This is a genomic window from Streptomyces sp. C36, from assembly GCF_040932295.1.
GTDB lineage: Bacteria > Actinomycetota > Actinomycetes > Streptomycetales > Streptomycetaceae > Streptomyces > Streptomyces triculaminicus.
On record NZ_JBFQGI010000002.1, the window covers coordinates 259,117 to 278,823 of the forward strand.

General features: G+C 70.6%; 20 protein-coding genes. 8 read left to right on the forward strand and 12 right to left on the reverse strand.

Features of this window, described 5'->3' with window-relative positions; translation table 11 throughout:
* The first annotated feature begins 18 nt into the window (after positions 1-18).
* The 3 genes from AB4K12_RS06670 to clpX all read left to right on the forward strand — a co-directional run bounded on the left by AB4K12_RS06670 (position 19) and on the right by clpX (position 2,870).
* Entirely contained in the window at positions 19-624 is a 606-nt protein-coding gene (locus AB4K12_RS06670; protein ID WP_368433822.1) for an ATP-dependent Clp protease proteolytic subunit, read from the forward strand.
* A gap of 76 nt (positions 625-700) precedes the next feature.
* Positions 701-1,369 carry an ATP-dependent Clp protease proteolytic subunit gene (locus AB4K12_RS06675; protein ID WP_179198752.1) on the forward strand — a complete coding sequence of 223 codons (669 nt, stop codon included), beginning with the start codon at positions 701-703 and terminating at the stop codon, positions 1,367-1,369.
* Positions 1,370-1,583: 214 nt separating this feature from the next.
* Positions 1,584-2,870, forward strand: coding sequence for an ATP-dependent Clp protease ATP-binding subunit ClpX (clpX, locus tag AB4K12_RS06680; RefSeq protein WP_086566545.1), 1,287 nt, complete (start codon positions 1,584-1,586; stop codon positions 2,868-2,870).
* Positions 2,871-2,949: 79 nt separating this feature from the next.
* Here clpX and AB4K12_RS06685 read toward each other — a convergent pair whose 3' ends face one another.
* Together AB4K12_RS06685 and AB4K12_RS06690 are read right to left on the reverse strand one after the other, a co-directional pair.
* Positions 2,950-3,264 carry a hypothetical protein gene (locus AB4K12_RS06685; protein ID WP_368433337.1) on the reverse strand — a complete coding sequence of 105 codons (315 nt, stop codon included), beginning with the start codon at positions 3,262-3,264 and terminating at the stop codon, positions 2,950-2,952.
* A gap of 51 nt (positions 3,265-3,315) precedes the next feature.
* Positions 3,316-4,245, reverse strand: coding sequence for a S41 family peptidase (locus tag AB4K12_RS06690; protein ID WP_368433338.1), 930 nt, complete (start codon positions 4,243-4,245; stop codon positions 3,316-3,318).
* A gap of 188 nt (positions 4,246-4,433) precedes the next feature.
* On the opposite strand from AB4K12_RS06690, the gene AB4K12_RS06695 reads away from it, so the two are divergent.
* Positions 4,434-5,171: a hypothetical protein gene (locus tag AB4K12_RS06695; protein ID WP_368433339.1), complete on the forward strand. Its 738-nt coding sequence runs from the start codon at positions 4,434-4,436 to the stop codon at positions 5,169-5,171.
* A gap of 33 nt (positions 5,172-5,204) precedes the next feature.
* Complete coding sequence (locus AB4K12_RS06700) at positions 5,205-5,972, forward strand: MerR family transcriptional regulator (protein WP_368433340.1); 768 nt, start codon at positions 5,205-5,207, stop codon at positions 5,970-5,972.
* Positions 5,973-6,213: 241 nt separating this feature from the next.
* On the opposite strand, the gene AB4K12_RS06705 is transcribed toward AB4K12_RS06700, so the two are convergent.
* Complete coding sequence (locus AB4K12_RS06705) at positions 6,214-6,825, reverse strand: hypothetical protein (protein ID WP_368433341.1); 612 nt, start codon at positions 6,823-6,825, stop codon at positions 6,214-6,216.
* A 145-nt stretch (positions 6,826-6,970) separates the two neighbouring features.
* Here AB4K12_RS06705 and AB4K12_RS06710 point away from each other — a divergent pair, with 145 nt between their 5' ends.
* On the forward strand, positions 6,971-7,507 hold the full coding sequence (locus AB4K12_RS06710; RefSeq protein ID WP_368433342.1) for a hypothetical protein: 537 nt from the start codon (positions 6,971-6,973) through the stop codon (positions 7,505-7,507).
* On the opposite strand, the gene AB4K12_RS06715 is transcribed toward AB4K12_RS06710, so the two are convergent.
* Both AB4K12_RS06715 and AB4K12_RS06720 read right to left on the reverse strand, forming a co-directional pair.
* A complete protein-coding gene (locus AB4K12_RS06715) occupies positions 7,504-8,070 on the reverse strand; it encodes a hypothetical protein (RefSeq protein ID WP_368433343.1) in 567 nt (188 codons plus the stop codon). The two genes, AB4K12_RS06710 and AB4K12_RS06715, sit on opposite strands and share 4 nt — an antisense overlap.
* Before the next feature lies 1 nt (position 8,071).
* Positions 8,072-8,311: a GntR family transcriptional regulator gene (locus AB4K12_RS06720; RefSeq protein WP_368433344.1), complete on the reverse strand. Its 240-nt coding sequence runs from the start codon at positions 8,309-8,311 to the stop codon at positions 8,072-8,074.
* Positions 8,312-8,645: 334 nt separating this feature from the next.
* Here AB4K12_RS06720 and AB4K12_RS06725 point away from each other — a divergent pair, with 334 nt between their 5' ends.
* Positions 8,646-8,852, forward strand: coding sequence for a hypothetical protein (locus AB4K12_RS06725; RefSeq protein ID WP_368433823.1), 207 nt, complete (start codon positions 8,646-8,648; stop codon positions 8,850-8,852).
* Between the two features lie 51 nt (positions 8,853-8,903).
* On the opposite strand, the gene AB4K12_RS06730 is transcribed toward AB4K12_RS06725, so the two are convergent.
* The 4 genes from AB4K12_RS06730 to AB4K12_RS06745 all read right to left on the reverse strand — a co-directional run bounded on the left by AB4K12_RS06730 (position 8,904) and on the right by AB4K12_RS06745 (position 12,907).
* Positions 8,904-9,761 carry a hypothetical protein gene (locus AB4K12_RS06730; protein ID WP_368433345.1) on the reverse strand — a complete coding sequence of 286 codons (858 nt, stop codon included), beginning with the start codon at positions 9,759-9,761 and terminating at the stop codon, positions 8,904-8,906.
* Between the two features lie 28 nt (positions 9,762-9,789).
* Positions 9,790-10,737, reverse strand: a complete 948-nt coding sequence (locus AB4K12_RS06735) for a hypothetical protein (RefSeq protein WP_368433346.1) — start codon at positions 10,735-10,737, stop codon at positions 9,790-9,792.
* A 148-nt stretch (positions 10,738-10,885) separates the two neighbouring features.
* Complete coding sequence (locus AB4K12_RS06740) at positions 10,886-11,866, reverse strand: hypothetical protein (RefSeq protein WP_368433347.1); 981 nt, start codon at positions 11,864-11,866, stop codon at positions 10,886-10,888.
* 78 nt (positions 11,867-11,944) lie between these two features.
* Positions 11,945-12,907: a hypothetical protein gene (locus tag AB4K12_RS06745; protein WP_368433348.1), complete on the reverse strand. Its 963-nt coding sequence runs from the start codon at positions 12,905-12,907 to the stop codon at positions 11,945-11,947.
* Between the two features lie 130 nt (positions 12,908-13,037).
* Between AB4K12_RS06745 and AB4K12_RS06750 the strand changes: the two genes are divergently transcribed.
* Positions 13,038-15,659, forward strand: a complete 2,622-nt coding sequence (locus AB4K12_RS06750; RefSeq protein ID WP_207248654.1) for a valine--tRNA ligase — start codon at positions 13,038-13,040, stop codon at positions 15,657-15,659.
* 24 nt (positions 15,660-15,683) lie between these two features.
* Here AB4K12_RS06750 and AB4K12_RS06755 read toward each other — a convergent pair whose 3' ends face one another.
* The 3 genes from AB4K12_RS06755 to wecB form a co-directional block, all read right to left on the reverse strand.
* Positions 15,684-16,886, reverse strand: coding sequence for a hypothetical protein (locus AB4K12_RS06755; RefSeq protein ID WP_368433824.1), 1,203 nt, complete (start codon positions 16,884-16,886; stop codon positions 15,684-15,686).
* A gap of 160 nt (positions 16,887-17,046) precedes the next feature.
* Positions 17,047-18,411, reverse strand: coding sequence for a glycosyltransferase (locus AB4K12_RS06760; protein ID WP_368433349.1), 1,365 nt, complete (start codon positions 18,409-18,411; stop codon positions 17,047-17,049).
* Between the two features lie 64 nt (positions 18,412-18,475).
* Positions 18,476-19,606 (reverse strand): non-hydrolyzing UDP-N-acetylglucosamine 2-epimerase, encoded by a 1,131-nt coding sequence (gene wecB, locus AB4K12_RS06765; protein WP_368433350.1) that lies wholly within the window; start codon positions 19,604-19,606, stop codon positions 18,476-18,478.
* Positions 19,607-19,707 lie beyond the last annotated feature (101 nt).

A 19,707-nucleotide genomic window follows, 5' to 3' on the forward strand; every position in this document is an offset into this window, starting at 1 on the left:
GGATACGTGACGAATCTGATGCCTTCCGCCGCCGGTGAGATCGCCATCGGTGGTGGCCTCGGCGACCAGGTCTACAACCGGCTGCTCGGGGAGCGGATCATCTTCCTCGGCCAGCAGGTCGACGACGACATCGCGAACAAGATCACCGCGCAGATGCTCCTCCTGGCCGCGGACCCGACCAAGGACATCTTCCTCTACATCAACAGCCCCGGCGGCTCGGTGACGGCCGGCATGGCGGTCTACGACACCATGCAGTACATCCCCAACGACGTGGTCACCATCGGCATGGGCCTCGCGGCCTCCATGGGCCAGTTCCTGCTGACCGGCGGCACCGCGGGCAAGCGCTTCGCGCTGCCCAACACCGACATCCTCATGCACCAGGGCTCCGCGGGCCTCGGCGGCACCGCCTCGGACATCAAGATCCAGGCCGAGCAGCTGCTGCGCACCAAGAAGCGCATGGCCGAGATCACCGCCGCGCACACCGGTCAGACCGTTGAGACGATCATCCGTGACGGTGACCGTGACCGTTGGTTCACCGCTGAGGAGGCCAAGGAGTACGGGATCATCGACGAGATCATCACGCACGCCTCCGGCGTTCCGGGCGGCGGCGGCACCGGGGCCTGACGCCCCGGCCGACCGGGCCCCCGCGCCCGGTCGTACCGCCGAACAGCCGTACCTCAGCCCACAGACCGCCACCAGGATGGTGAACACCCGCATGAACATCTCGTCCCCCAGCGGCCTCTACACCGGCCCGCAGGCCGAGGCCCGTTACGTCGTCCCGCGCTTCGTCGAGCGCACCTCGCAGGGCGTGCGCGAGTACGACCCGTACGCGAAGCTCTTCGAGGAGCGCGTGATCTTCCTCGGCGTCCAGATCGACGACGCCTCCGCCAACGACGTCATGGCGCAGCTGCTGTGCCTGGAGTCGATGGACCCCGACCGTGACATCTCGATCTACATCAACAGCCCGGGTGGTTCCTTCACCGCGCTGACGGCGATCTACGACACGATGCAGTTCGTGAAGCCGGACATCCAGACCGTCTGCATGGGTCAGGCCGCCTCCGCCGCCGCGATCCTGCTGGCCGCCGGTACCCCCGGCAAGCGGATGGCCCTGCCGAACGCCCGCGTGCTCATCCACCAGCCGTCCAGCCAGACGGGCCGGGAGCAGCTCTCCGACCTGGAGATCGCCGCTCAGGAGATCATGCGCATGCGCACCCAGCTGGAGGAGATGCTGGCGAAGCACTCCACCCAGCCGATCGAGAAGATCCGCGACGACATCGAGCGCGACAAGATCCTCACGGCTGAGGACGCGCTGGCGTACGGTCTCGTCGACCAGATCGTCTCGACGCGCAAGTCGTCCGTCGCGGTCTGATCGGAACCGATCGGTCCGTACGGGCCGGCGCCGTTCCGTCCGGTCTCACCCACCGGTCGGTCCGGTCTCGGCCACCGTGCCGCCGATGACGGGCCCTCCCTTGGCCGAGTAGGGGCAAGGGGGGCCCGCACGGGGGGCCCGGCAAGGTACCGTCGATAGGCAAGCACCCGGGTTCGCAGAGCAAGGCGGATCCCAGGCGAAGGGGAAGCACCTCGTGGCACGCATCGGTGACGGCGGCGACCTGCTCAAGTGCTCGTTCTGCGGCAAGAGCCAGAAGCAGGTGAAGAAGCTCATCGCGGGTCCTGGTGTGTACATCTGCGACGAGTGCATCGACCTCTGCAACGAGATCATCGAGGAAGAGCTCGCGGAGACCTCCGAGGTCCGCTGGGAGGAGCTTCCCAAGCCGCGCGAGATCTACGAGTTCCTCGAGGGCTATGTGGTGGGCCAGGAGGCGGCCAAGAAGGCCCTGTCCGTGGCCGTCTACAACCACTACAAGCGCGTTCAGGCCGGCGAGAACGGCGGCCACAACCGCGACGACGGCATCGAGCTCGCCAAGTCCAACATCCTGCTGCTCGGCCCCACGGGCTCCGGCAAGACGCTGCTCGCGCAAACGCTGGCCCGCATGCTGAACGTCCCCTTCGCGATCGCCGACGCCACGGCCCTGACGGAGGCCGGCTACGTCGGCGAGGACGTCGAGAACATCCTCCTGAAGCTGATCCAGGCCGCCGACTACGACGTCAAGAAGGCCGAGACCGGCATCATCTACATCGATGAGATCGACAAGGTCGCCCGAAAGAGCGAAAATCCGTCGATCACACGGGACGTGTCGGGCGAGGGCGTCCAGCAGGCCCTGCTCAAGATCCTCGAGGGCACCACGGCCTCCGTGCCGCCGCAGGGCGGGCGCAAGCACCCGCATCAGGAATTCATCCAGATCGACACGACGAACGTCCTGTTCATCGTGGGCGGCGCCTTCTCCGGCCTGGAGAAGATCATCGAGTCGCGCGCGGGCGCCAAGGGCATCGGCTTCGGCGCCACGATCCGCTCCAAGCGCGAGATCGAGGCCAGCGACCAGTTCCAGGAGGTCATGCCGGAGGACCTGGTGAAGTTCGGGATGATCCCCGAGTTCATCGGCCGTCTCCCCGTGATCACCAGCGTTCACAACCTCGACCGCGAGGCCCTGCTGCAGATCCTGGTCGAGCCGCGTAACGCCCTGGTGAAGCAGTACCAGCGCCTCTTCGAACTCGACGGTGTGGAGCTCGACTTCGATCGCCCGGCCCTCGAGGCCATCGCCGACCAGGCGATCCTGCGCGGCACCGGCGCGCGAGGCCTGCGCGCCATCATGGAAGAGGTCCTGATGTCGGTGATGTACGAGGTCCCGTCCCGCAAGGACGTCGCCCGGGTCGTGATCACCGCGGACGTCGTGCAGTCGAACGTCAACCCGACGCTGGTGCCGCGCACGCGCGGCAACGAACCGGGGGAGCGGCACGAGAAGAGCGCGTAGCGCTCGGGTTTTACGCACGTACGAGAGGGGGCGCCCGGCCGGATGGCGGGGCGCCCCCTCAGCGGTTTGCCGTGAGGACTCAGCCGCCGTGGACGAAGATCTCTTCGGCGGTGGACACGGTGACAGCCGCCTCCAGCCAATACCCCAAGGTGTCCATGAAGGTGCAGGTCATGATGCGCTCATGGACTGCGGGTGACACGGGAATGCCCCGGCTTTCCAGGACGCGCAGCACCGATTCCGCACGCTCTTTCAATCGACCCTCAGCCTCGGCTTCCAGCCACGTCTGCTCGATGAGGGTGCCACGGCCGGGGAAGAAGGTACGCGGCATGAGTTTCCTCCAGATCTCTCGCGCCGGGGTGTTCCCCAGGCCGATTCCGGGCGGTGAAGTGACCACGGCCTGACGGTAGGAGCGCGACCTGAGCGGCTTCCTGTCTTTGGCGAGCGTTCACCCGTTCGAGTAGTGCTCCTCGATGTGCCGCAAGGTGGCCTCGAGCGCGTCGCCCGCCGCCGTCGGGATGTCCGGGACGACACCGACGCCCTCCCAGTTGGTCCCGGTGACGGTGCTGATGGTGCGGGCGGCGGGCACGGTGACGGTGATGTGCTCGGTGACGGGGTAACGGGCGGTGGGGTGGGCGCCGCCGCGGGTCGTCTCGCCGACGAGCGTGGCGCGGCCGTGCGCCTGGAGGGTGTAGGCGATGTCCTCGCCCGCCGAGAACGTCGCGGCGCTGGTGAGCACGTAGACCGGACGGCCGAGATAGCGGGGCGCGGGCAGGTGCCCGGCGGTCCAGTACTGCCGGGTGGTGTCGGTGGCGCGCTCGTAGATGTCGTTGAGGTGCACCTGGTCGTCGGCGAAGAAGTAGCTGCACCACATGGCGGCCCCCTCGGGCACGCCGCCGCTGCACGCGCGCAGGTCGAGGACGAGCGCGCGGGTGCCCGCCGCCATCTCCATGGCCGCGCCGATCGTACGGGCCCCCTCCTCCGGGAAGGCGACGCGCCGGACGTCGAGGTGGCCGACCCCGCCCTCCAGGAACTCGAAGCGCCGGACGCCCTGGTTCTCCTTCCGCAGCAACGCGAGGAAGGCCGCCTGCCCGGTCTCCTTGTCCTTGTCCGCCGTATCCATGGACTGCGGCTCGTCCTGCCACAGCAGCCGCAGGTGCCGGTCCGGACAGGCCTCCTGCAGGTGAGCGGTCACGGCCTCGCAGAACGCGGGGCCGGTGAGTCCCTCGTACTCCCCGGAGGCGAGCCGACCGCGCAGCGCGGCGTCGATGGCCGCGACCCGTTCGGGGAAGACGTAGCCGGAGGCTATGCGCTCGAGGGCGCGGTCGATGACGCGGACGGCGTCGGCGGCGGTGAGCGCGAGATCATTGGTAGGCATGAGTGCGGAGCGTACGGTGCCAGCGCGAGGCGTGGGTAGGGATTTTGTTCGGGCGGCTCTACCAGCCCAAGCTTCCCTGACCGAGGGCCCCGAGGGGTTCGGGAGGTGCGAGGGGCTGGGGAGGCCTGAGTAGCGATCTGAGTAGGAGCGCTCAGGGCGGGCTTCGGCCGGGGCGCGATGCTGGAGGCATGACGACGCCCGTTCCCGCCTGCCCGCCCACGTACCCGCCGCACCCCGGCTACGCACCGCCGTTCCCGCCCCCGTTCCCGCCCGCCCCTCCGGTGGCGCCACGGCGGACGCGCGGGGCCGTGGTGGCCGGGGTCGTGGCGTTGATCGTGCTGGCGGTCGGGGGCGGCACCGCCTGGTGGCTGACGCGTGGTGAGGACGGTGCGCTGGCCGGCCGGCCGCGGGTGACGGACGCGGCGGCCGGGATCTCCTATGCGATACCCGAGGGCTGGAAGCACGACGAGGGGAAGGAGCTCATCAACGCCTTCACCTCGTCGATCACCGGGAAGCGCACCGAGGGCGACAGCCGGGGCGCGGGCGAGGACAAGGGCGGGAGCGTCGTCCTCGCCGGCCGGTCCCGTGGCGTACCGGAAGCCGATCTGCAGCGGCAGGTGGAGCGGGCGGCCCGGTCGAACGCCGAGTTCTTCTACCCCGACGGCAGCTCCACGCGGGAGGAGTCCCGCCCGACGACGGTCAGCGGCCGCCCCGCGCACACGGTGGTGCTGAAGGTGAACGACGGCAAGGGCGGGGAGGCCCACCTCCGTATGACCCTCATCGCGGTGGACACCAGCCGCTCGGCCTTCCTCCTCGGCCTCACCCAGCCGGCCGGCCCGTCCGCGAACAAGCTGGTCGACGCGGTGCTGGAGAGCGCCACCGTGAGCGGGCCCGAGCGGGGGACCGGCGGGCGTATCCCGGCTTGAACCTGACGCGGCGTGAGGATGCATCGTTGTCCCATGACCGCATCCGCAAGCTGGAAGGTGGGCCCGCTGGCCGAGGCCAGCGGGCTGACCGTGCGCACACTGCACCACTGGGACGCCATCGGCCTCCTCAGCCCCTCACAGCGCACTCAGGGGGGACACCGGGAGTACACCGAAGGGGACCTCGTCCGCCTCTACCACGTGCTGGCGCTGCGCAGCCTGGGGCTCGGCCTGGACACCATCGCCGTCTGCCTCGATGCCGGAGTCGACCCGACGCGGCTGGTCCGGGACCACACGGCCGGCGTCGAGGCCTCCCTCGCCGCGCTCGAAACCCTGCGGGAGCGGCTCGTACGGCTCGGCGACGCGCTGGCGGCCGGCCAGGCCCCCTCGGCCGACGCCCTACTCGACGCGCTGAAGGCGATCGGCGGCACCGGCCCGGAGGCCGAGCACACACTGCGCCGCCACCTGGACGCCGACCAGATCCAGGCCCTGCGGACCCGGGCCGCCGCCCTGGGGCCCGCGATGCACTACCTGCTCGAGGTCGAGTGGCCGGAGCTGTACCGCAGAGCCGACCGGCTCCGCGCGGCCGGCACCCCTCCCACCGACCGCAAGGTCCGTCGGCTGGTGGCCCGCATGGACGAGCTGAGCGCGTTGTTCACCGGCGGCGACGCCGGCATCTCGGCGGGCGTACGGGACGCCTGGCACGACGACCCCGCCGCCATGGCCGCGGACCCCGACGCCCCCGCCGACGACTGGCGCGAGCTGGCCGACTACCTGAGCCGCGCCCGCCAGAGCCTCGCCTGACCGGCCCGCGCCGCCCCCCTGTCTCGAATCCCTACGTGCCGAAGGAGCCCGGCCATGAGCCGCCGAACCCGTCTGCGTATCGCCCTGACCTCAACGTTCCCTACGCTCCTGGCCGTTCCGGTCTGTTGCCTCCTGGCCGTGGCCGGCATGGTGCCGTGGAGCCTTCTCCTCGCCCTGCCGGTCGCGCTCGCGGTGCACGCCGCCGTCACGTTCCGCCGCCTGAACCGGAGCCTGCCGGACGCTACTTCCGGCCGTCCTGGTGCAGCGGCCCCTTGTCCGTGAGGACGTAGCCGCCCTCGACGACCTTCGCGTCGGGCGCCGGGGCCATGCACTTGGTCAGCAGGGGCTCGCCCTTCTTCGTGGCCCCGGACAGCCCGATCCGGCTGGGGCCGCCGTCCTTGTCGGCGACGTGGAAGCTGACGCCCATGCGCGTGTGCGGGTCCAGCTCCTTCCGCCAGGGGTGACCGGGGCTGGTACGGACGAGCCTGCCCGTCACGGTCGCGTTGGGGCCGCCGGTGGTGAGGCAGTCGACCGTGAAGTCGCCCCAGAAGACCAGCGGCTTCTTGCCGTTCGGCTGGTCGATCTTGTGAGAGATGCGGAAGGTGCCCGAGGACTTAGTGGGGAAGACCGGGCTCTTCGAGGTGTACGTGCCGTGGGCGTCGACGGTGACCCGGATGTCGTTGCCGGGTTCGGGGAACTCCATGCGGGCCGCGCCCTTGATCGAGGCGGTGGTCGTGGCGACCGCGGCGGCTGGGGCCTCTGTGGCCGAAGCGGCCGGGGCGATGGCCGTGGTCGCGGTCGCGGCGGCGAGCACGGCGAGGAGGACGCCGGTGCGCAGAGCGGTCTTGTTCATGCCGGTCCTAATGTTCGGTGGGCAGGTCCTGTGATCGCTTCCGATCCTCGTCGCCGGCCCGCGCACGCCCATCCGTCGCCCGGACGACATCTGTGACGGCCGGTCCACCGCACGGGGGAACGCGGAGGTCGGATGTAATGCGGGCATGGACAACTGGTGGTACTCCCTTCCGGAGTCGACGCGTGAGCGGGTGGACGGTCTCGTGCTGCGGGACAGCCGGCTCCTGGCGGTTCGCGAGACGTGGGAAGGGGTGAAGACACTGTGGGGCGACTCCCGGGCCCCGCGTCCCGGCGTGTACGACTGTGAGCGCGTGGTGGCGGCCCGGTACGAGGCGCTGGCCGACCGGATCGTCCGTACGCCGGAACGGCCACGGGACGTGGAGACGCTCGCCGCCCGCACAGCCGCGCTTCCCGGCCGCCCGGCGGCAATAGAGGCGCTATGGGACGGCGATACGAACGGCTGGTTCGTGGCCCTGGTGGCCCACTTCGACGATCCGCGGAGCGAGGTGGAACTGGCACTGATCCGCCGCGGCCGGGACGACGCCGACGCCAGGTGGCCCCAGGCGCGGGAAGCCGCCACCACGGGCACCGCCCTGGCGGAACGCTTCGGAGTGCCCTTCCACTTCGCCGGCCCCGACGCCCCCGACGACGAGGCACCTCGCTGGCGAGCCGCCGAGCGCTAGGCGCGGTGTCGGCGGTGGCGCGCCTCGCGGTATTCCACTTCGCTGGGAGTCATCGGGGCCGTGATGCTGTAGACGTCACCGACCCGGAGGCCGTTCGGCGTGACGCCCTCCTCGCGGGCGCCGATGACGCTGACGGCCACGAGTGAATCCGGCTGCCAGAACGTGCGGTAGTACGGCGCCTGCACCGGATCCTCCGGAACCTCGACGAGTGCCGTGCCGCGCTTCGCCAGCAGCCGCTGCAGTTTCTCGAACCGCAGTCGCCGTTCGAACCGGCCGTACCGGGCCCGGAGCGTCTTCTCGACGGCATCGCTCCGCCCGTAGGCGAGCCGGTGCACCTGCAGGGTGAAGTGGTGGCCAAGCCACGGGTGGTCGGCGGACTCGCGGCTCCAGAAGAACTCCGTCATGCCGTAGTCACGCCACATGCTGTGCACGTCGAAGGAGTTCTCGGCGAAGTCCGGCCCCAGGAGCTTCGCCACCTGGTCGGGGGTGTCCGTCGGCTTGGCGCCGAGGACCGTGCCGGAGGTGATGACGTCCATGTAGAACGCCAGGGAGTAGGGCGTCACGTCAGGTGGTGGGGGCCTGGGGGGTCACGAACGAGCCCATGCCGGGCGTCGTGATGATCAGGCCTTCTTTTCTCAGGGCCGCAGTGACCTTTCGGACCGTCACGCGAGCGACGTCGAACTCCTGCTCCATGCGGACTTCGGAGATCAGGTGGTTCGGCGGGTACTCGCCGGTGGCGATGCGACGCCGGATGACATCGGCGATCTGGATCCACTTGGGGCGCGTCGGGTCGTACTCCATCACGGCAGGGAGGGTATGTATTCGCACCCAATCGAACATAGAGACCCGAAGGGGTATCTAGCTATAGACAGGGGTCTCAAGAGACCTACAGTGGCCTCAATCACAAGACCCCCGCGACCGTCCGACCGGTCCGGGGGCAGGGCCACCAGCTGACCAAGGAGCCGATGACGTGAGGGACTTTATCGCCCGCTTCTTCCGCCGGGTAAGGGGCGCGTGCGCGCCCCGAACGGCGACAACGGTCGACGTTCGCGCCGCAGTGTCGCCGCCGGAACCTCAGGCGGTGTTCGCGTTGGTGGGCGCCCATGGGATCGACATCCGGCGTCGCCCGGCCGAACCGATCGAGTGTCACTGCCCCGCCCCCGAGCATCAATCCGTCCCCGAGTCGGGTGCGTTCGTCATCGACACCCGCCGCGACAAGGTCGGCCAGGTCATGGGCCACGAAGGTCCCCGGCTGCAGCTTCGCCCACCGCGCGGCGGACGGGAGTGGGAGGCGGCGCCCGAGGACGTACGCCCCGTCACCCACGCGGAGTCGCCCGTGCGGTGAATGCGACGGGCGCCGCGACCGCCCCCGTGGTGGTCGCGGCGCCCGCGCGGGTCACTTGTCCTTGCGGACGGCGTTGCGGATGTTGGCCGTGGCCTCGGATAGATCCTTGGCCGACATCACGTTGCCGGAGGAGGAGGTGACGGTTCCGGCGATGCCGCCAGAGGCCTTGGTGACCTGGTGCTCGACGATGCCCACCGCGCTGCTGTCGGCCCAGACGCAGGTGCTGACCTCCGTGTGGGTCGACGTGGGGCCGGCGGTCCTGTCGGCCTTCTGCGTCAGGCACTTGACCACCGTGCCGTCGAAGCCGTTCGGGTGGTAGACGGCGGTCGGCGAGACGGTCTCGATGCTCGTCTTGAACGTCTCCGCGCTGCGCTTCTGGTTCTCGTCCATCTTCGCGAGCATCGCGTCGGCCGTCTTGCCGGGGTCGGTGATCTCGCCGTAGATGCCGGTCACCCGGAGCTTCTGCTTCTCGTCGTTGCGGTACGAGCCCTTCACGGCCGTTCCGTTGACGATGCCCATCTCCTTGGCCTTGGCATCGTTGCTGAGGTCCTCGGTCTCCTTCGCGCCCTCGAGGGACTGCTTGGTGTACTTCCCGTCGAGCAGCTTCTCCGGGAGCGCGATCGTGTACGGCTTCATCCTGCTGTCGTCCTGGCCGTTGGACCCGGACTCGGACCCGGTGGCGAAGAACAGGATTCCGCCCACGAGCGCGCCGATCGCGACGACGGCACCGACCGCGATGCCGATCACCTTGCCCTTGCCGCCGCCGCGCTGGGGCGGCATGGGCGGCATCGGAGGCTGGCCGTAGTACGGGCCCGGCTGCTGCGGCGGGCCCCAGGCACCGGGTGCCTGCGGCTGCTGCGGCGGTATCGGTGGCGGCGGGCCGTACGGGCCCGGCTGGTTATAGCTCATGTGAATCCCCCGTAGAACCGTCGCCGGCCTACTTCTCCTTGCGGACCTCGTTGCGGATCTTGGCGGCGGCCTCGGAGAGCTCCTTCGCGGGCATGACGTTGCCGCTCGAGGAGCCCGTGGAGCCGGCGAGGCCACCCTGGGTCTTGCTGACACGGTGCTGGACCACTCCCACGGCGCTGGTGTCGCCCCAGACGCAGGTGGAGAACTCGGCCGTGCTCGTGATGGAGCCGTAGGTGTAGGTGCTCTTCTCCGTCTTGCACTTCATCACGGCGCCGTCGAAGCCGCTCGGCGAGAACTCCGACCAGGGAGTGACCGTTTCGACCTGGGCCTTCAAGATCTGCTGGTTCTTCTTCGAGTTCTCTTCGTTCTTGGCGATCGCGGTGCCGACGGTCTTGCCGGGGTCGGCGATGGCGCCGTAGGTACCCCCGACCGACATGAACTGCTTCTCGGAGTTGGTGTAGCTCTGCGAGACGAACTGGCCGTTCTCGATGCCCAGTGCCTTGGCGTCCTTGTCGTCGGACAGGTTCTTCGTCTGGTCGGGCGTCGTCGCCGCCGCCTTCGTGAACTTGCCGTCCAGCAAGGACTCCGGCATCACCATCGTGTACGGCTTCACCTCGCCGTCACTGCCCCCGGCGCCCAGGAAGAAGACGGCACCGCCCACGATGGCGCCCACCACCACGAGCGCGCCCACCACGAGGCCGATGGTCTTGCCCTTGCCGCCGCCCTGGGGCGGCATCGGCGGCGGGTACTGGCCCGGAACGCCCGGCATGCCCGGCTGCTGGCCGTAGGGGCCCGGCATGCCCGGCTGCTGCGGCTGGCCCCAGCCGCCCGGGTGCGGCTGCTGCGGCGGGGCGCCGTACGGCGCCGCCGGCGCCGGGGGCTGCTGCGGGTAGCCGTAACCGGGGGCACCGGGCTGGCCGTACGGCGGCTGCTGCGGGGGCTGGCCGTAGGGGCCCGGCTGCTGGGGGTAGCTCATCGTGTCTCTCTTCGGTGGGGACGTGCGCGACGGTGGTGGGGGTGCTCACGCGACAGATGGTCAACATCCTTGCGGATGGCTTATCCCAGCCTTACCTCGGGGACGCAACGGTTTCGGAACAGTCCCGTCTCCGTTGCGGGGCCGGGTGTTACGGGATTTCGACGCGGGTCTCGCGGCGCAGCTTGGCCGTGATGTCGCCCGCGGAGGCGAGGGGGATGTCCTCCTCGTTGAGGACCTTCGCCGCGTCGACCACGAAGACGCTGCCGACCGTGCTGTGGTCGGCCCAGATGCACAGCGGCATCTTGATGGGCTTGGGCGCGGTGGCGTCCTTGATCTCCGTCTTCTGGCACTTCATGACGGCGCCGTCGTCGAGGCCCTCGGGGGTGACCTTCTCCGGCTTGCCCTCGAGCTGGGTCTTGCTGTCGTCCTTGGACGCCAGCGAGACGCTCAGGAACATGCTGTCCACGGTGCTCTCGGGGTTGGCGACCTCGCCCCAAAGGCCGCTCAGGCGCAGGGCCTTGCGGGTGAGGGCGGCGCCGTCGGTCTTCCAGGCGCCGGCGATGCTCTCGGCGTTCTTGATGCCGACGATGGCGAGCTGGCTCTTGTCCTTGCCGGCGAAGCCGTCGTTGCTGCCGCTGGCGTCGTACTTGTACTCGCCGAGGACGGTGTCCGGTGTGGTGATCTTGTAGCGCTTGCCGGCGACCGGGGTCGCGGAGGGGGCGGCGCTGCTCGCGCTCGCCGACGGGGTGTCGCTCGCCTTGGGCTTGGCGTCGTCGGACTTGTCGTTGCTGCCCAGAAGGACGAATCCGCCGCCCACGATCGCGCCGACGAGGATGACGGCGCCGACCGCGATGCCGATGGCCTTGCCCTTGCCGCCGCCCTGCGGGGGCACCGGCGGGCCCATCGGCGGCGGGTACTGGCCGGGCACGCCCGGTCCGCCCGGCTGCTGCGCGTACGGGTTGGGCTGGGCGTACGGGCTCGGCTGGGCGTACTGCCCGGGCTGCGCGTACGGGTTGGGCTGGGGCTGGCCCTGCGGCGGCTGGGGCTGGCCCTGGGGCTGCTGAGGGGGAAGCGGCGGCTGCTGAGGCGGTATGCCACCGCCGTACGGGTTCGGCTGCTGGTCGGTCATCGTTGCCTTCACGTCTCTCACCGCCACGGGACTCGCGGCGGAACGGTTGCGCGCCATCCTCGCCGATGGCGCGTCGCGCTACTTCTTCGGGATCTCCACGCGCACGTCGGCGCGGAACTTCGCGGTGACCCGGCCCGCTTCGTCCACAGACGTCTCCTTGCCGGCCATGGCGGTCGCCATGTCGAGAGTGAACACCGCCGCCGTGGTGCTGTGGTCGGCCCAGACGCACAGTTGCATCATCGGGTGCTCGCCGCTTGGCGTAGTGGAGCCCACCACACGGACCGCCTGGCACTTCATCACGCCGTCGTCGAAGCCGCTCGGGGAGACCGCCTTGGGGCTGCCGACGAGCTGGAGCTGGCTGCTCTTCTTGCTGTTCGCCGCGCGCATGCCGGTGAACATGTTGTCCACCACGGTCTCGGGCTTCTTGATGCGTCCCCAGGCGCCCATGAACCGGATCTGTTTACCGGTGAGCTGCGCACCGGGGGTCTGGTACACACCGCTGAGGGTCTCGGGGTCGGCCACGCCCATGCCCTTGAGGTCGGCCTTCGCGGCGGCGCCGAACTCCGGCAGCTTCGCGTCGCGGTCCAGCTCGTACTCGCCGACGACCTTCTCCGGGGTCGTCAGCTTGTAGTGCTTGCCGTCGTCCGGGACCGAGCTGCCGCCCGCGAAGAAGAGGAAGCCGCCGATCACGACGGCGCCGACGACGATGACCGCGCCGAGCGCGATGCCGATGGCCTTGCCCTTGCCGCCGCCGTGCGGCGGGACCGGCGGCGGGTAGGGGGCCGGGTAGGGGGCGGGGTACGGAGACTGCTGTGCTCCCGGATGGCCGTACGGGCCGGGATAGCCGTAGCCGCCGGGCTGCTGCCCGTAGCCGGCGGCGGGCTGCTGACCGTACGGTCCCGGCTGCTGGCCGTACGCGCCCGGCTGCCCGTACCCACCAGGCTGCTGTCCGTGGCCGCCGGGCTGCCCGTAGGGGTTCGGCTGCTGGGGCGGCTGCGGCGATATGCCGCCTCCGTACGGGCCCGGCTGCTGGTGGCTCATCGTCGCCTCTGTGTCTCGACAGACATGGATAGGCCATCCTTCACGATCGTTTATCCGTCGCTTACGGCGGGGCCGGGCCGGACGGAAACGGGTTCGTGAGCTGTCACCCCCGCCCCGTAGAATTCCCCCCGTGACCGAGAACACTCAGCAGACACCAGACAGCGCCCCCGAACTGCCGACCCAGTACGCGCCGGCCGCGGTAGAGGGACCGCTGTACGAGCGCTGGGTAGAGCGCGGTTACTTCACGGCCGACGCCAAGAGCGAGAAGCCCCCGTACACCATCGTCATCCCCCCGCCGAACGTCACCGGCTCGCTCCACCTGGGCCACGCCTTCCAGCACACGCTCATGGACGCCCTCACCCGGCGCAAGCGCATGCAGGGCTTCGAGGCGCTGTGGCTGCCGGGCATGGACCACGCCGGCATCGCCACGCAGAACGTGGTCGAGCGTGAGCTCGGCAAGGAGGGCGTCTCCCGCCACGACCTGGGCCGTGAGGCGTTCACCGAGCGCGTCTGGCAGTGGAAGGAGGAGTACGGCGGCAAGATCCTCGGCCAGATGCGTCGTCTGGGTGACGGCGTCGACTGGAGCCGTGAGCGCTTCACCATGGACGAGGGCCTCTCCAAGGCCGTCCAGACGATCTTCAAGAAGCTCTACGACGACGAGCTGATCTACCGCGCCGAGCGCATCATCAACTGGTGCCCCCGCTGCCTCACCGCGATCTCCGACATCGAGGTCGAGTACCAGGACGACGACGGCGAGCTCGTCTCCATCACCTACGGCGAGGGTGACGAGACGCTGGTCGTCGCCACGACCCGCGCCGAGACGATGCTCGGCGACACCGCCGTGGCCGTCCACCCCGAGGACGAGCGCTACGCCCACCTCGTCGGCAAGCGGATCAAGCTGCCGCTGACCGACCGCACGATCCCGGTGGTCGCCGACACCCACGTCGACCCCGAGTTCGGCACCGGTGCCGTCAAGGTCACGCCCGCGCACGACCCCAACGACTTCGCGATCGGCCAGCGCCACGGCCTCGAGTCGATGACCGTCATGGACGAGCGCGGCATCATCACCGTCCACGGCCCGTTCCTCGGCCTGGACCGCTTCGAGGCCCGCTCCGCCATCGTCGGCGCCCTGCGCGCCGAGGGCCGGATCGTGGCCGAGAAGCGCCCCTACGTCCACTCCGTCGGTCACTGCTCGCGCTGCAAGACGACGCTCGAGCCGCGCCTGTCCATGCAGTGGTGGGTCAAGGTCGAGCCGCTCGCCCAGGCGGCCGGCGACGCCGTCCGCGACGGCAAGGTCGCCATCCACCCGGCGGACATGTCGAAGCGCTACTTCGACTGGGTCGACAACATGCACGACTGGTGCATCTCGCGCCAGCTGTGGTGGGGTCACCGCATCCCCGTCTGGTACGGCCCCGACGGCGAGACCGTCTGCGTCGGCCCCGACGAGCAGCCGCCGTCCGGCGAGGGCTGGACCCAGGACCCGGACGTCCTGGACACCTGGTTCTCCTCCGGCCTGTGGCCGTTCTCCACGCTCGGCTGGCCGGCGAAGACCCCGGACCTGGAGAAGTTCTACGCCACCGACGTCCTGGTCACGGGCCACGACATCATCTTCTTCTGGGTCGCCCGGATGATGATGTTCGGCCTGTACGCGATGGACGGCGAGCCGCCGTTCCACACGATCGCGCTCACCGGTCTGGTCCGCGACCAGTTCGGCAAGAAGATGTCGAAGTCGTCGGGCACCGCCGTCGACCCCCTGGACTGGATGGACCAGTACGGCTCCGACGCCGTCCGCTTCACCCTGGCCAAGGGCGCGAACCCGGGCACGGACGTGCCGATCGGCGAGGACTGGGTCCAGGCGTCCCGCAACTTCGCCAACAAGATCTGGAACGCCACCCGCTTCGCGCTGATGAACGGCGCCACGCTCGAGGGCGAGCTGCCGCCGGCCGAGGAGCTGTCGGCCACCGACCGCTGGATCCTCTCCCGGCTCAACGCCACCATCGCCGAGGCCGACGCCTACTACGACGACTACCAGTTCTCGAAGCTCACCGACGCCCTCTACCACTTCGCGTGGGACGAGGTCTTCGACTGGTACGTCGAGCTGTCCAAGACCACGTTCATGGGCGGCGGCGAGCCGGCCAAGGTCTCGGCGCGCGTGCTCGGCGAGGTCCTGGACGTCACGCTCAAGCTGCTGCACCCGGTCATGCCCTTCGTGACCGAGACGCTGTGGACCACACTCACGGGCAAGGAGTCGGTCGTCATCGCCGACTGGCCCAAGGACAGTGGCTTCCGTGACGCCGCCGCCGAGGCCGAGATCGAGAACCTCCAGCAGGTGATCACCGAGGTCCGCCGCTTCCGCGCCGACCAGGGCCTGCAGCCCGGTCAGCGCGTCCCGGCGACGCTCGACCTGTCGGGCACGTCGCTGGCCGCCCACGAGGGCGCGATCCGTCAGCTGCTGCGCCTGCAGCCGGCCGAGGACGGCTTCCAGGCCACCGCGACCCTGCCGATCGCCGGCGCCACGGTCGCCCTCGACCTGTCCGGCACGATCGACGTCGAGGCCGAGCGCAAGCGTCTGGCCAAGGCGCTGGCCGCGGCCGAGAAGGACAAGGCGCAGTCCACGGCCAAGCTGGGCAACGAGGCGTTCCTCGCCAAGGCCGCCGAGGCCGCCGTGGAGAAGATCCGCAAGCGGCTGGAGACGGCCGAGGCCGACATCGAGCGGATCACCGCCCAGCTCGAGGGCCTGCCCAAGGGCTGACGCCCCCGGGCGGCGCCACGAGCGCTAGCGCGCCCAGGGCCTTTCACGGCCCGGGCGCGCCCACGGCCTCGTACGTCCCGGATCCCACATGGGGCCCCACGGCCCCTCCACAGGCTCCTCGTCCCCCGGGTCGAGGGGCCTGTGCTGGTTCCGGTCCCGGCGGTCGCGTACGGGCGCGAAGAGCACGTAGGCCGTCGACACCACCACGAACCCCAGCCGGATCAGGCCCTTGGCCGACTCGTCCGGCACGGCGAACACGCTGCCGTAGAGCACCAGCAGCGCGATCCAGCTCCACCACGGCACCAGCCGCCGCTGGCCGCACACGTCCCACAGCAGCGTGCCCAGCAGCACGGAGGCGGTGTAGTAGGTGTAGACGCTGGGGTCGAGGACGATCCGGGCGTTGGCGCCCAGCAGCACCACCGCCGCCCATCTGCCGCGCCAGACGGCGATCGCGCCGAGGCCCAGGCCCAGCGCGGCCTGGGCGGGCCGGGCCCAGTTCGGGGTTTCCGGGTCGTTGGCGCCCAGCCAGCGCAGGGCGGACGCCGGGTTGTTGGGGATGGTGAACTTCGCCGCGGCGAACGAGTGCGGGTCGACGACGAAGAACGGCAGCCACGCCACCGCCACCAGGCCCACGCACCACAGGCCCGCGCGCAGCCACCGCTCCTTGGGCAGGGCCAGCAGCAGCGGCAGGAACGCCAGCGCGGTGGGCTTGGAGTCCAGGGCCAGGGCCATGCAGATGCCGGTGCCCGCCGCGTTGCAGCGCGTGAGGCAGTACACCGCGAGGGCGGTGAAGAACAGCGCGAGGACGTCGTCCAGATGGGCGAAGCGGACCGAGACCTCGATCCACATGGGGATGAAGGCCAGGCCCGCGACGAGCACCCGCTGCCGCAGCCGCTGGTGGTTGGTGCCGGTGCCCAGGAAGTGGCGGGCGGCGCTGCGTCCGGCGAGGACCAGGATCACCAGGCCCAGGCCCGACATGAACGCCTCGGCCAGCACCTGCCCGACCTCGGCCGGGAAGGGGTTGAACAGCCCCGCCACCAGGAAGCTGATGGGGCCCATCTGCAGCTCGGGGTGGCGGGCGTAGAGGTTGAGTCCGCCGTCGCCCGAGGAGCCGCCCTCGTAGATCAGCTCACCGCCGGTGCGCAGGTAGTGCCAGGAGAAGCCGCCGCTGGGCTCCACGACGATGAACCAGAGCACTGCCCACGCGGTGAGCAGCAGCAAGTGCATCCGCGAGCTGAGTTCCGGTATTCGCACAACGCTCCGTTCCGCCACCCGGAACCGTTCCGGGCATAAATATCACCGGCGGTCAGATGACGGAACGGAACGTGAAGTTGCCTCGTCGGCCGATTCTGTGACCGAACTCATGGCATGGACTCGTGATGGAGGCTCAGGCCTCGATGGCCACGGGGCCCGACTCCACGCGCTCGGCGTTGCGCCGCGTCTTGGCCCAGCCGTTGCGGCCGCGCAGCATCCGCGCGAAGCCGCGCGCGGACGCCGGGAAGAGGTGGTACGCGTACAGCCACAGTGCCAGTCCCCACAGCAGGGCGGTCAGCAGCGACCGGTCGGACGCGCGGTCGCGACGGTAGACCGGGCCCCAGAGCACGAACGGCGTTACGGACACCACGGCCAGCGCCAGCACCAGCGGCCACAGCTCCAGCATGCCGCCGAAGGCCTCGTCCACGCCGTCCTGAGCGGCCGTCAGGCCGAGCAGCGCGAACATCACGGCGCACAGCGCGAGCGTGACCAGGTGGGCCACGGGCTGCAGGAAGGTGTAGAGGGTCTCCAGCACGCCCTTGCCGCCGTAGTGGCGGGAGGAGACGATGCGCGGCGCGTAGCGGACGCACTGCAGGTTGCCCTGTGCCCAGCGGGTGCGCTGGGTCAGGAAGCGGCGGCCGTGCGGCAGGCCCTCCTGGGAGACCCAGGTGTCGGCTATGTGGGTTATCCGGTCGCCGGTGAGGGTCATGTGCAGGCCCAGCTCGTAGTCCTCCAGCAGCGCGCCGCGCTGCCAGGGGCGGCGTTCGGCGGCGGCGATGCGGTCGAGCGAGGCCAGCCGGGTGAACTGGCCGTTGCCGCCGAGGCCCACGGAGCCGGTGCGGCCGCGCAGCAGCTGCATGCCGGCGTTGGAGACGGAGAACTCCATGTCCTGCATGCGCACCAGGAGGCGGGCGAAGGCGTTGGCGATCCGACCGCGGTCGGGCAGCGGGCGCGGGTCGTCGGTGTTGCGCATCCGGACGCTGACCTGCACGCCGCCGGTCTCCGGGTCGCCGAAGCCCTGCGGGCCGGAGACGCGGGCCAGGGCGTGGGGGTCGAGCTGTCCGTCCGCGTCGATGACGCACACCACGGCGCGCTCGCGGTCGACGTCCTTGGACAGGAACTGGTTCAGCTCGTCGTACGCGGCGTTCAGGGCCGCGCCCTTGCCCTGGCGGGCGTGGGGGCGGTGGCGGCGGACGAGGTGGACGCGGCGGTCCTCGTCGGCCAGCGCGGCGACGATCGCGCCGGTGCGGTCGTCGCTGTCGTCGTCGATGACCCACACATGGGCGCCCGGGTGGTCGGCGCGCAGCCGGCTCACGGTGGTGCCGACCACGGCCTCCTCGTCCCGGCAGGGGACGAAGAAGTGCCAGTCGAAGGCGTGCGGGTCGCCGTCCTCGACGGCGGGGCGGCGCAGGTAGGCATGGCGCGCGCCCGCCCAGTAGAGCAGGAAGCACAGCAGGAGGAAGAAGGGGAAGGCGAGGAGGAAGGGGTTGGAGAACATGCGGGGGCGAGACTCCTGGAACGCGTGGGGCGGGCGGTACGGGCGGGCTGGGCCGGAAGGCGTCCTACGCCGCGGCCGCCAGCTGCTCCGGCGCGCCGATCGCGACCAGCAGCGCCACGATGCGCTCCGACGCCAGCCCGTCCCCGAAGGGGCTCGGCAGGGCGGCCAGGCGCTCCAGTTCCCGCGTGCCGGAGGCCAGCCGGCGGCGCGCGGCCGCGCCGATGGCGGCGCCCGGCTCGACCAGGTCCGCGAAGTCGGCCATGGCCTCCTGCCGCTCCGTGGAGCGGCGGACGACCACCAGCGGGCGGCCCAGGACCGTGCACTCCTCCTGGATGCCGCCGGAGTCGGACACCAGCAGCGCCGAGTGGCGGGCCAGCGCGAGGAACTCGGAGTAGCCCAGGGGCGCGGTCACCGTGAGCGGGGCCAGCAGGTCCGTGAGGCCGGCGGCCTCCACGCGGGCCCGGGTGCGCGGGTGCAGCGGCAGCACGACCGGGCGGTCGGCGGTGGCGAGGGCGCCCAGCTCGCGCAGGATCGCCCGCAGCGCCTCGGCCGAATCGGTGTTCTCGGGCCGGTGCACGGTGGCCAGGACGTAGCCGTCGGCCACGAGACCCTGCCGGGCCAGGAGCGCCGCGCGCTCCCGCTCGCCGGGCAGCTGGTTGCGTACGGCCTCGACGACGGTGTTGCCGGTGACGGCGATGCGGGCGTCGGCGACGCCCTCGGCGAGCAGGTTCGCCCGGTTGTCCTCGGTGGCGGCGCACAGCACGTCGGCGACGCGGTCGATCAGGACCCGGTTGTGCTCCTCGGGCATGGCGCGGTCGTGGCTGCGCAGGCCGGCCTCGACGTGCACCAGGGGGATGCCGCGGGCGTTGGCGGCCAGGGCACCGGCGAGAGCGGCGTTGGTGTCGCCCTGCACGACGACGGCCAGCGGCGGCTCGGCGGTGAAGAGCGCGTCGAGCTGGGCGAGGGCGGCGGATATCTGCACCGCGCGCGGACGACCGCCGACGCCGGTCAGGAAGGTCGGCTCCGGCAGGCCCAGATCGGTCAGGAAGCGGCCCGACAGCTCCTCGTCGTAGTGCTGTCCCGTGTGCACCAGGTGGGCCGCCGGGCCCAGCAGGCGCACGAGGTCGGTGAGCTTGACGAGCTCGGGACGGGTACCGAGGACGACGGCGACACTCCGCGGGGGCAGGGGCTGCACGAGGGACTCCTGAGGCTGCTGGCGTGTGGGGACAGCACCAGAGCCTGCGGTTCCTCGGTTGCCCTTCCGGGGGGACTTCGGTTGCCGGACGGTTGCGACCG

Coding starts and splice junctions, on each gene's coding strand:
- AB4K12_RS06730 (WP_368433345.1), bottom strand. CDS start 9,761: ATGAGCTATAACCAGCCGGGCCCGTACGGCCCGCCGCCACCGATACCG.
- AB4K12_RS06760 (WP_368433349.1), bottom strand. CDS start 18,411: ATGTTCTCCAACCCCTTCCTCCTCGCCTTCCCCTTCTTCCTCCTGCTG.
- AB4K12_RS06675 (WP_179198752.1), top strand. CDS start 701: ATGGTGAACACCCGCATGAACATCTCGTCCCCCAGCGGCCTCTACACC.
- AB4K12_RS06735 (WP_368433346.1), bottom strand. CDS start 10,737: ATGAGCTACCCCCAGCAGCCGGGCCCCTACGGCCAGCCCCCGCAGCAG.
- AB4K12_RS06695 (WP_368433339.1), top strand. CDS start 4,434: ATGACGACGCCCGTTCCCGCCTGCCCGCCCACGTACCCGCCGCACCCC.
- AB4K12_RS06740 (WP_368433347.1), bottom strand. CDS start 11,866: ATGACCGACCAGCAGCCGAACCCGTACGGCGGTGGCATACCGCCTCAG.
- AB4K12_RS06705 (WP_368433341.1), bottom strand. CDS start 6,825: ATGAACAAGACCGCTCTGCGCACCGGCGTCCTCCTCGCCGTGCTCGCC.
- AB4K12_RS06745 (WP_368433348.1), bottom strand. CDS start 12,907: ATGAGCCACCAGCAGCCGGGCCCGTACGGAGGCGGCATATCGCCGCAG.
- AB4K12_RS06670 (WP_368433822.1), top strand. CDS start 19: ATGCCTTCCGCCGCCGGTGAGATCGCCATCGGTGGTGGCCTCGGCGAC.
- AB4K12_RS06700 (WP_368433340.1), top strand. CDS start 5,205: ATGACCGCATCCGCAAGCTGGAAGGTGGGCCCGCTGGCCGAGGCCAGC.
- AB4K12_RS06690 (WP_368433338.1), bottom strand. CDS start 4,245: ATGCCTACCAATGATCTCGCGCTCACCGCCGCCGACGCCGTCCGCGTC.
- AB4K12_RS06710 (WP_368433342.1), top strand. CDS start 6,971: ATGGACAACTGGTGGTACTCCCTTCCGGAGTCGACGCGTGAGCGGGTG.
- AB4K12_RS06755 (WP_368433824.1), bottom strand. CDS start 16,886: ATGCACTTGCTGCTGCTCACCGCGTGGGCAGTGCTCTGGTTCATCGTC.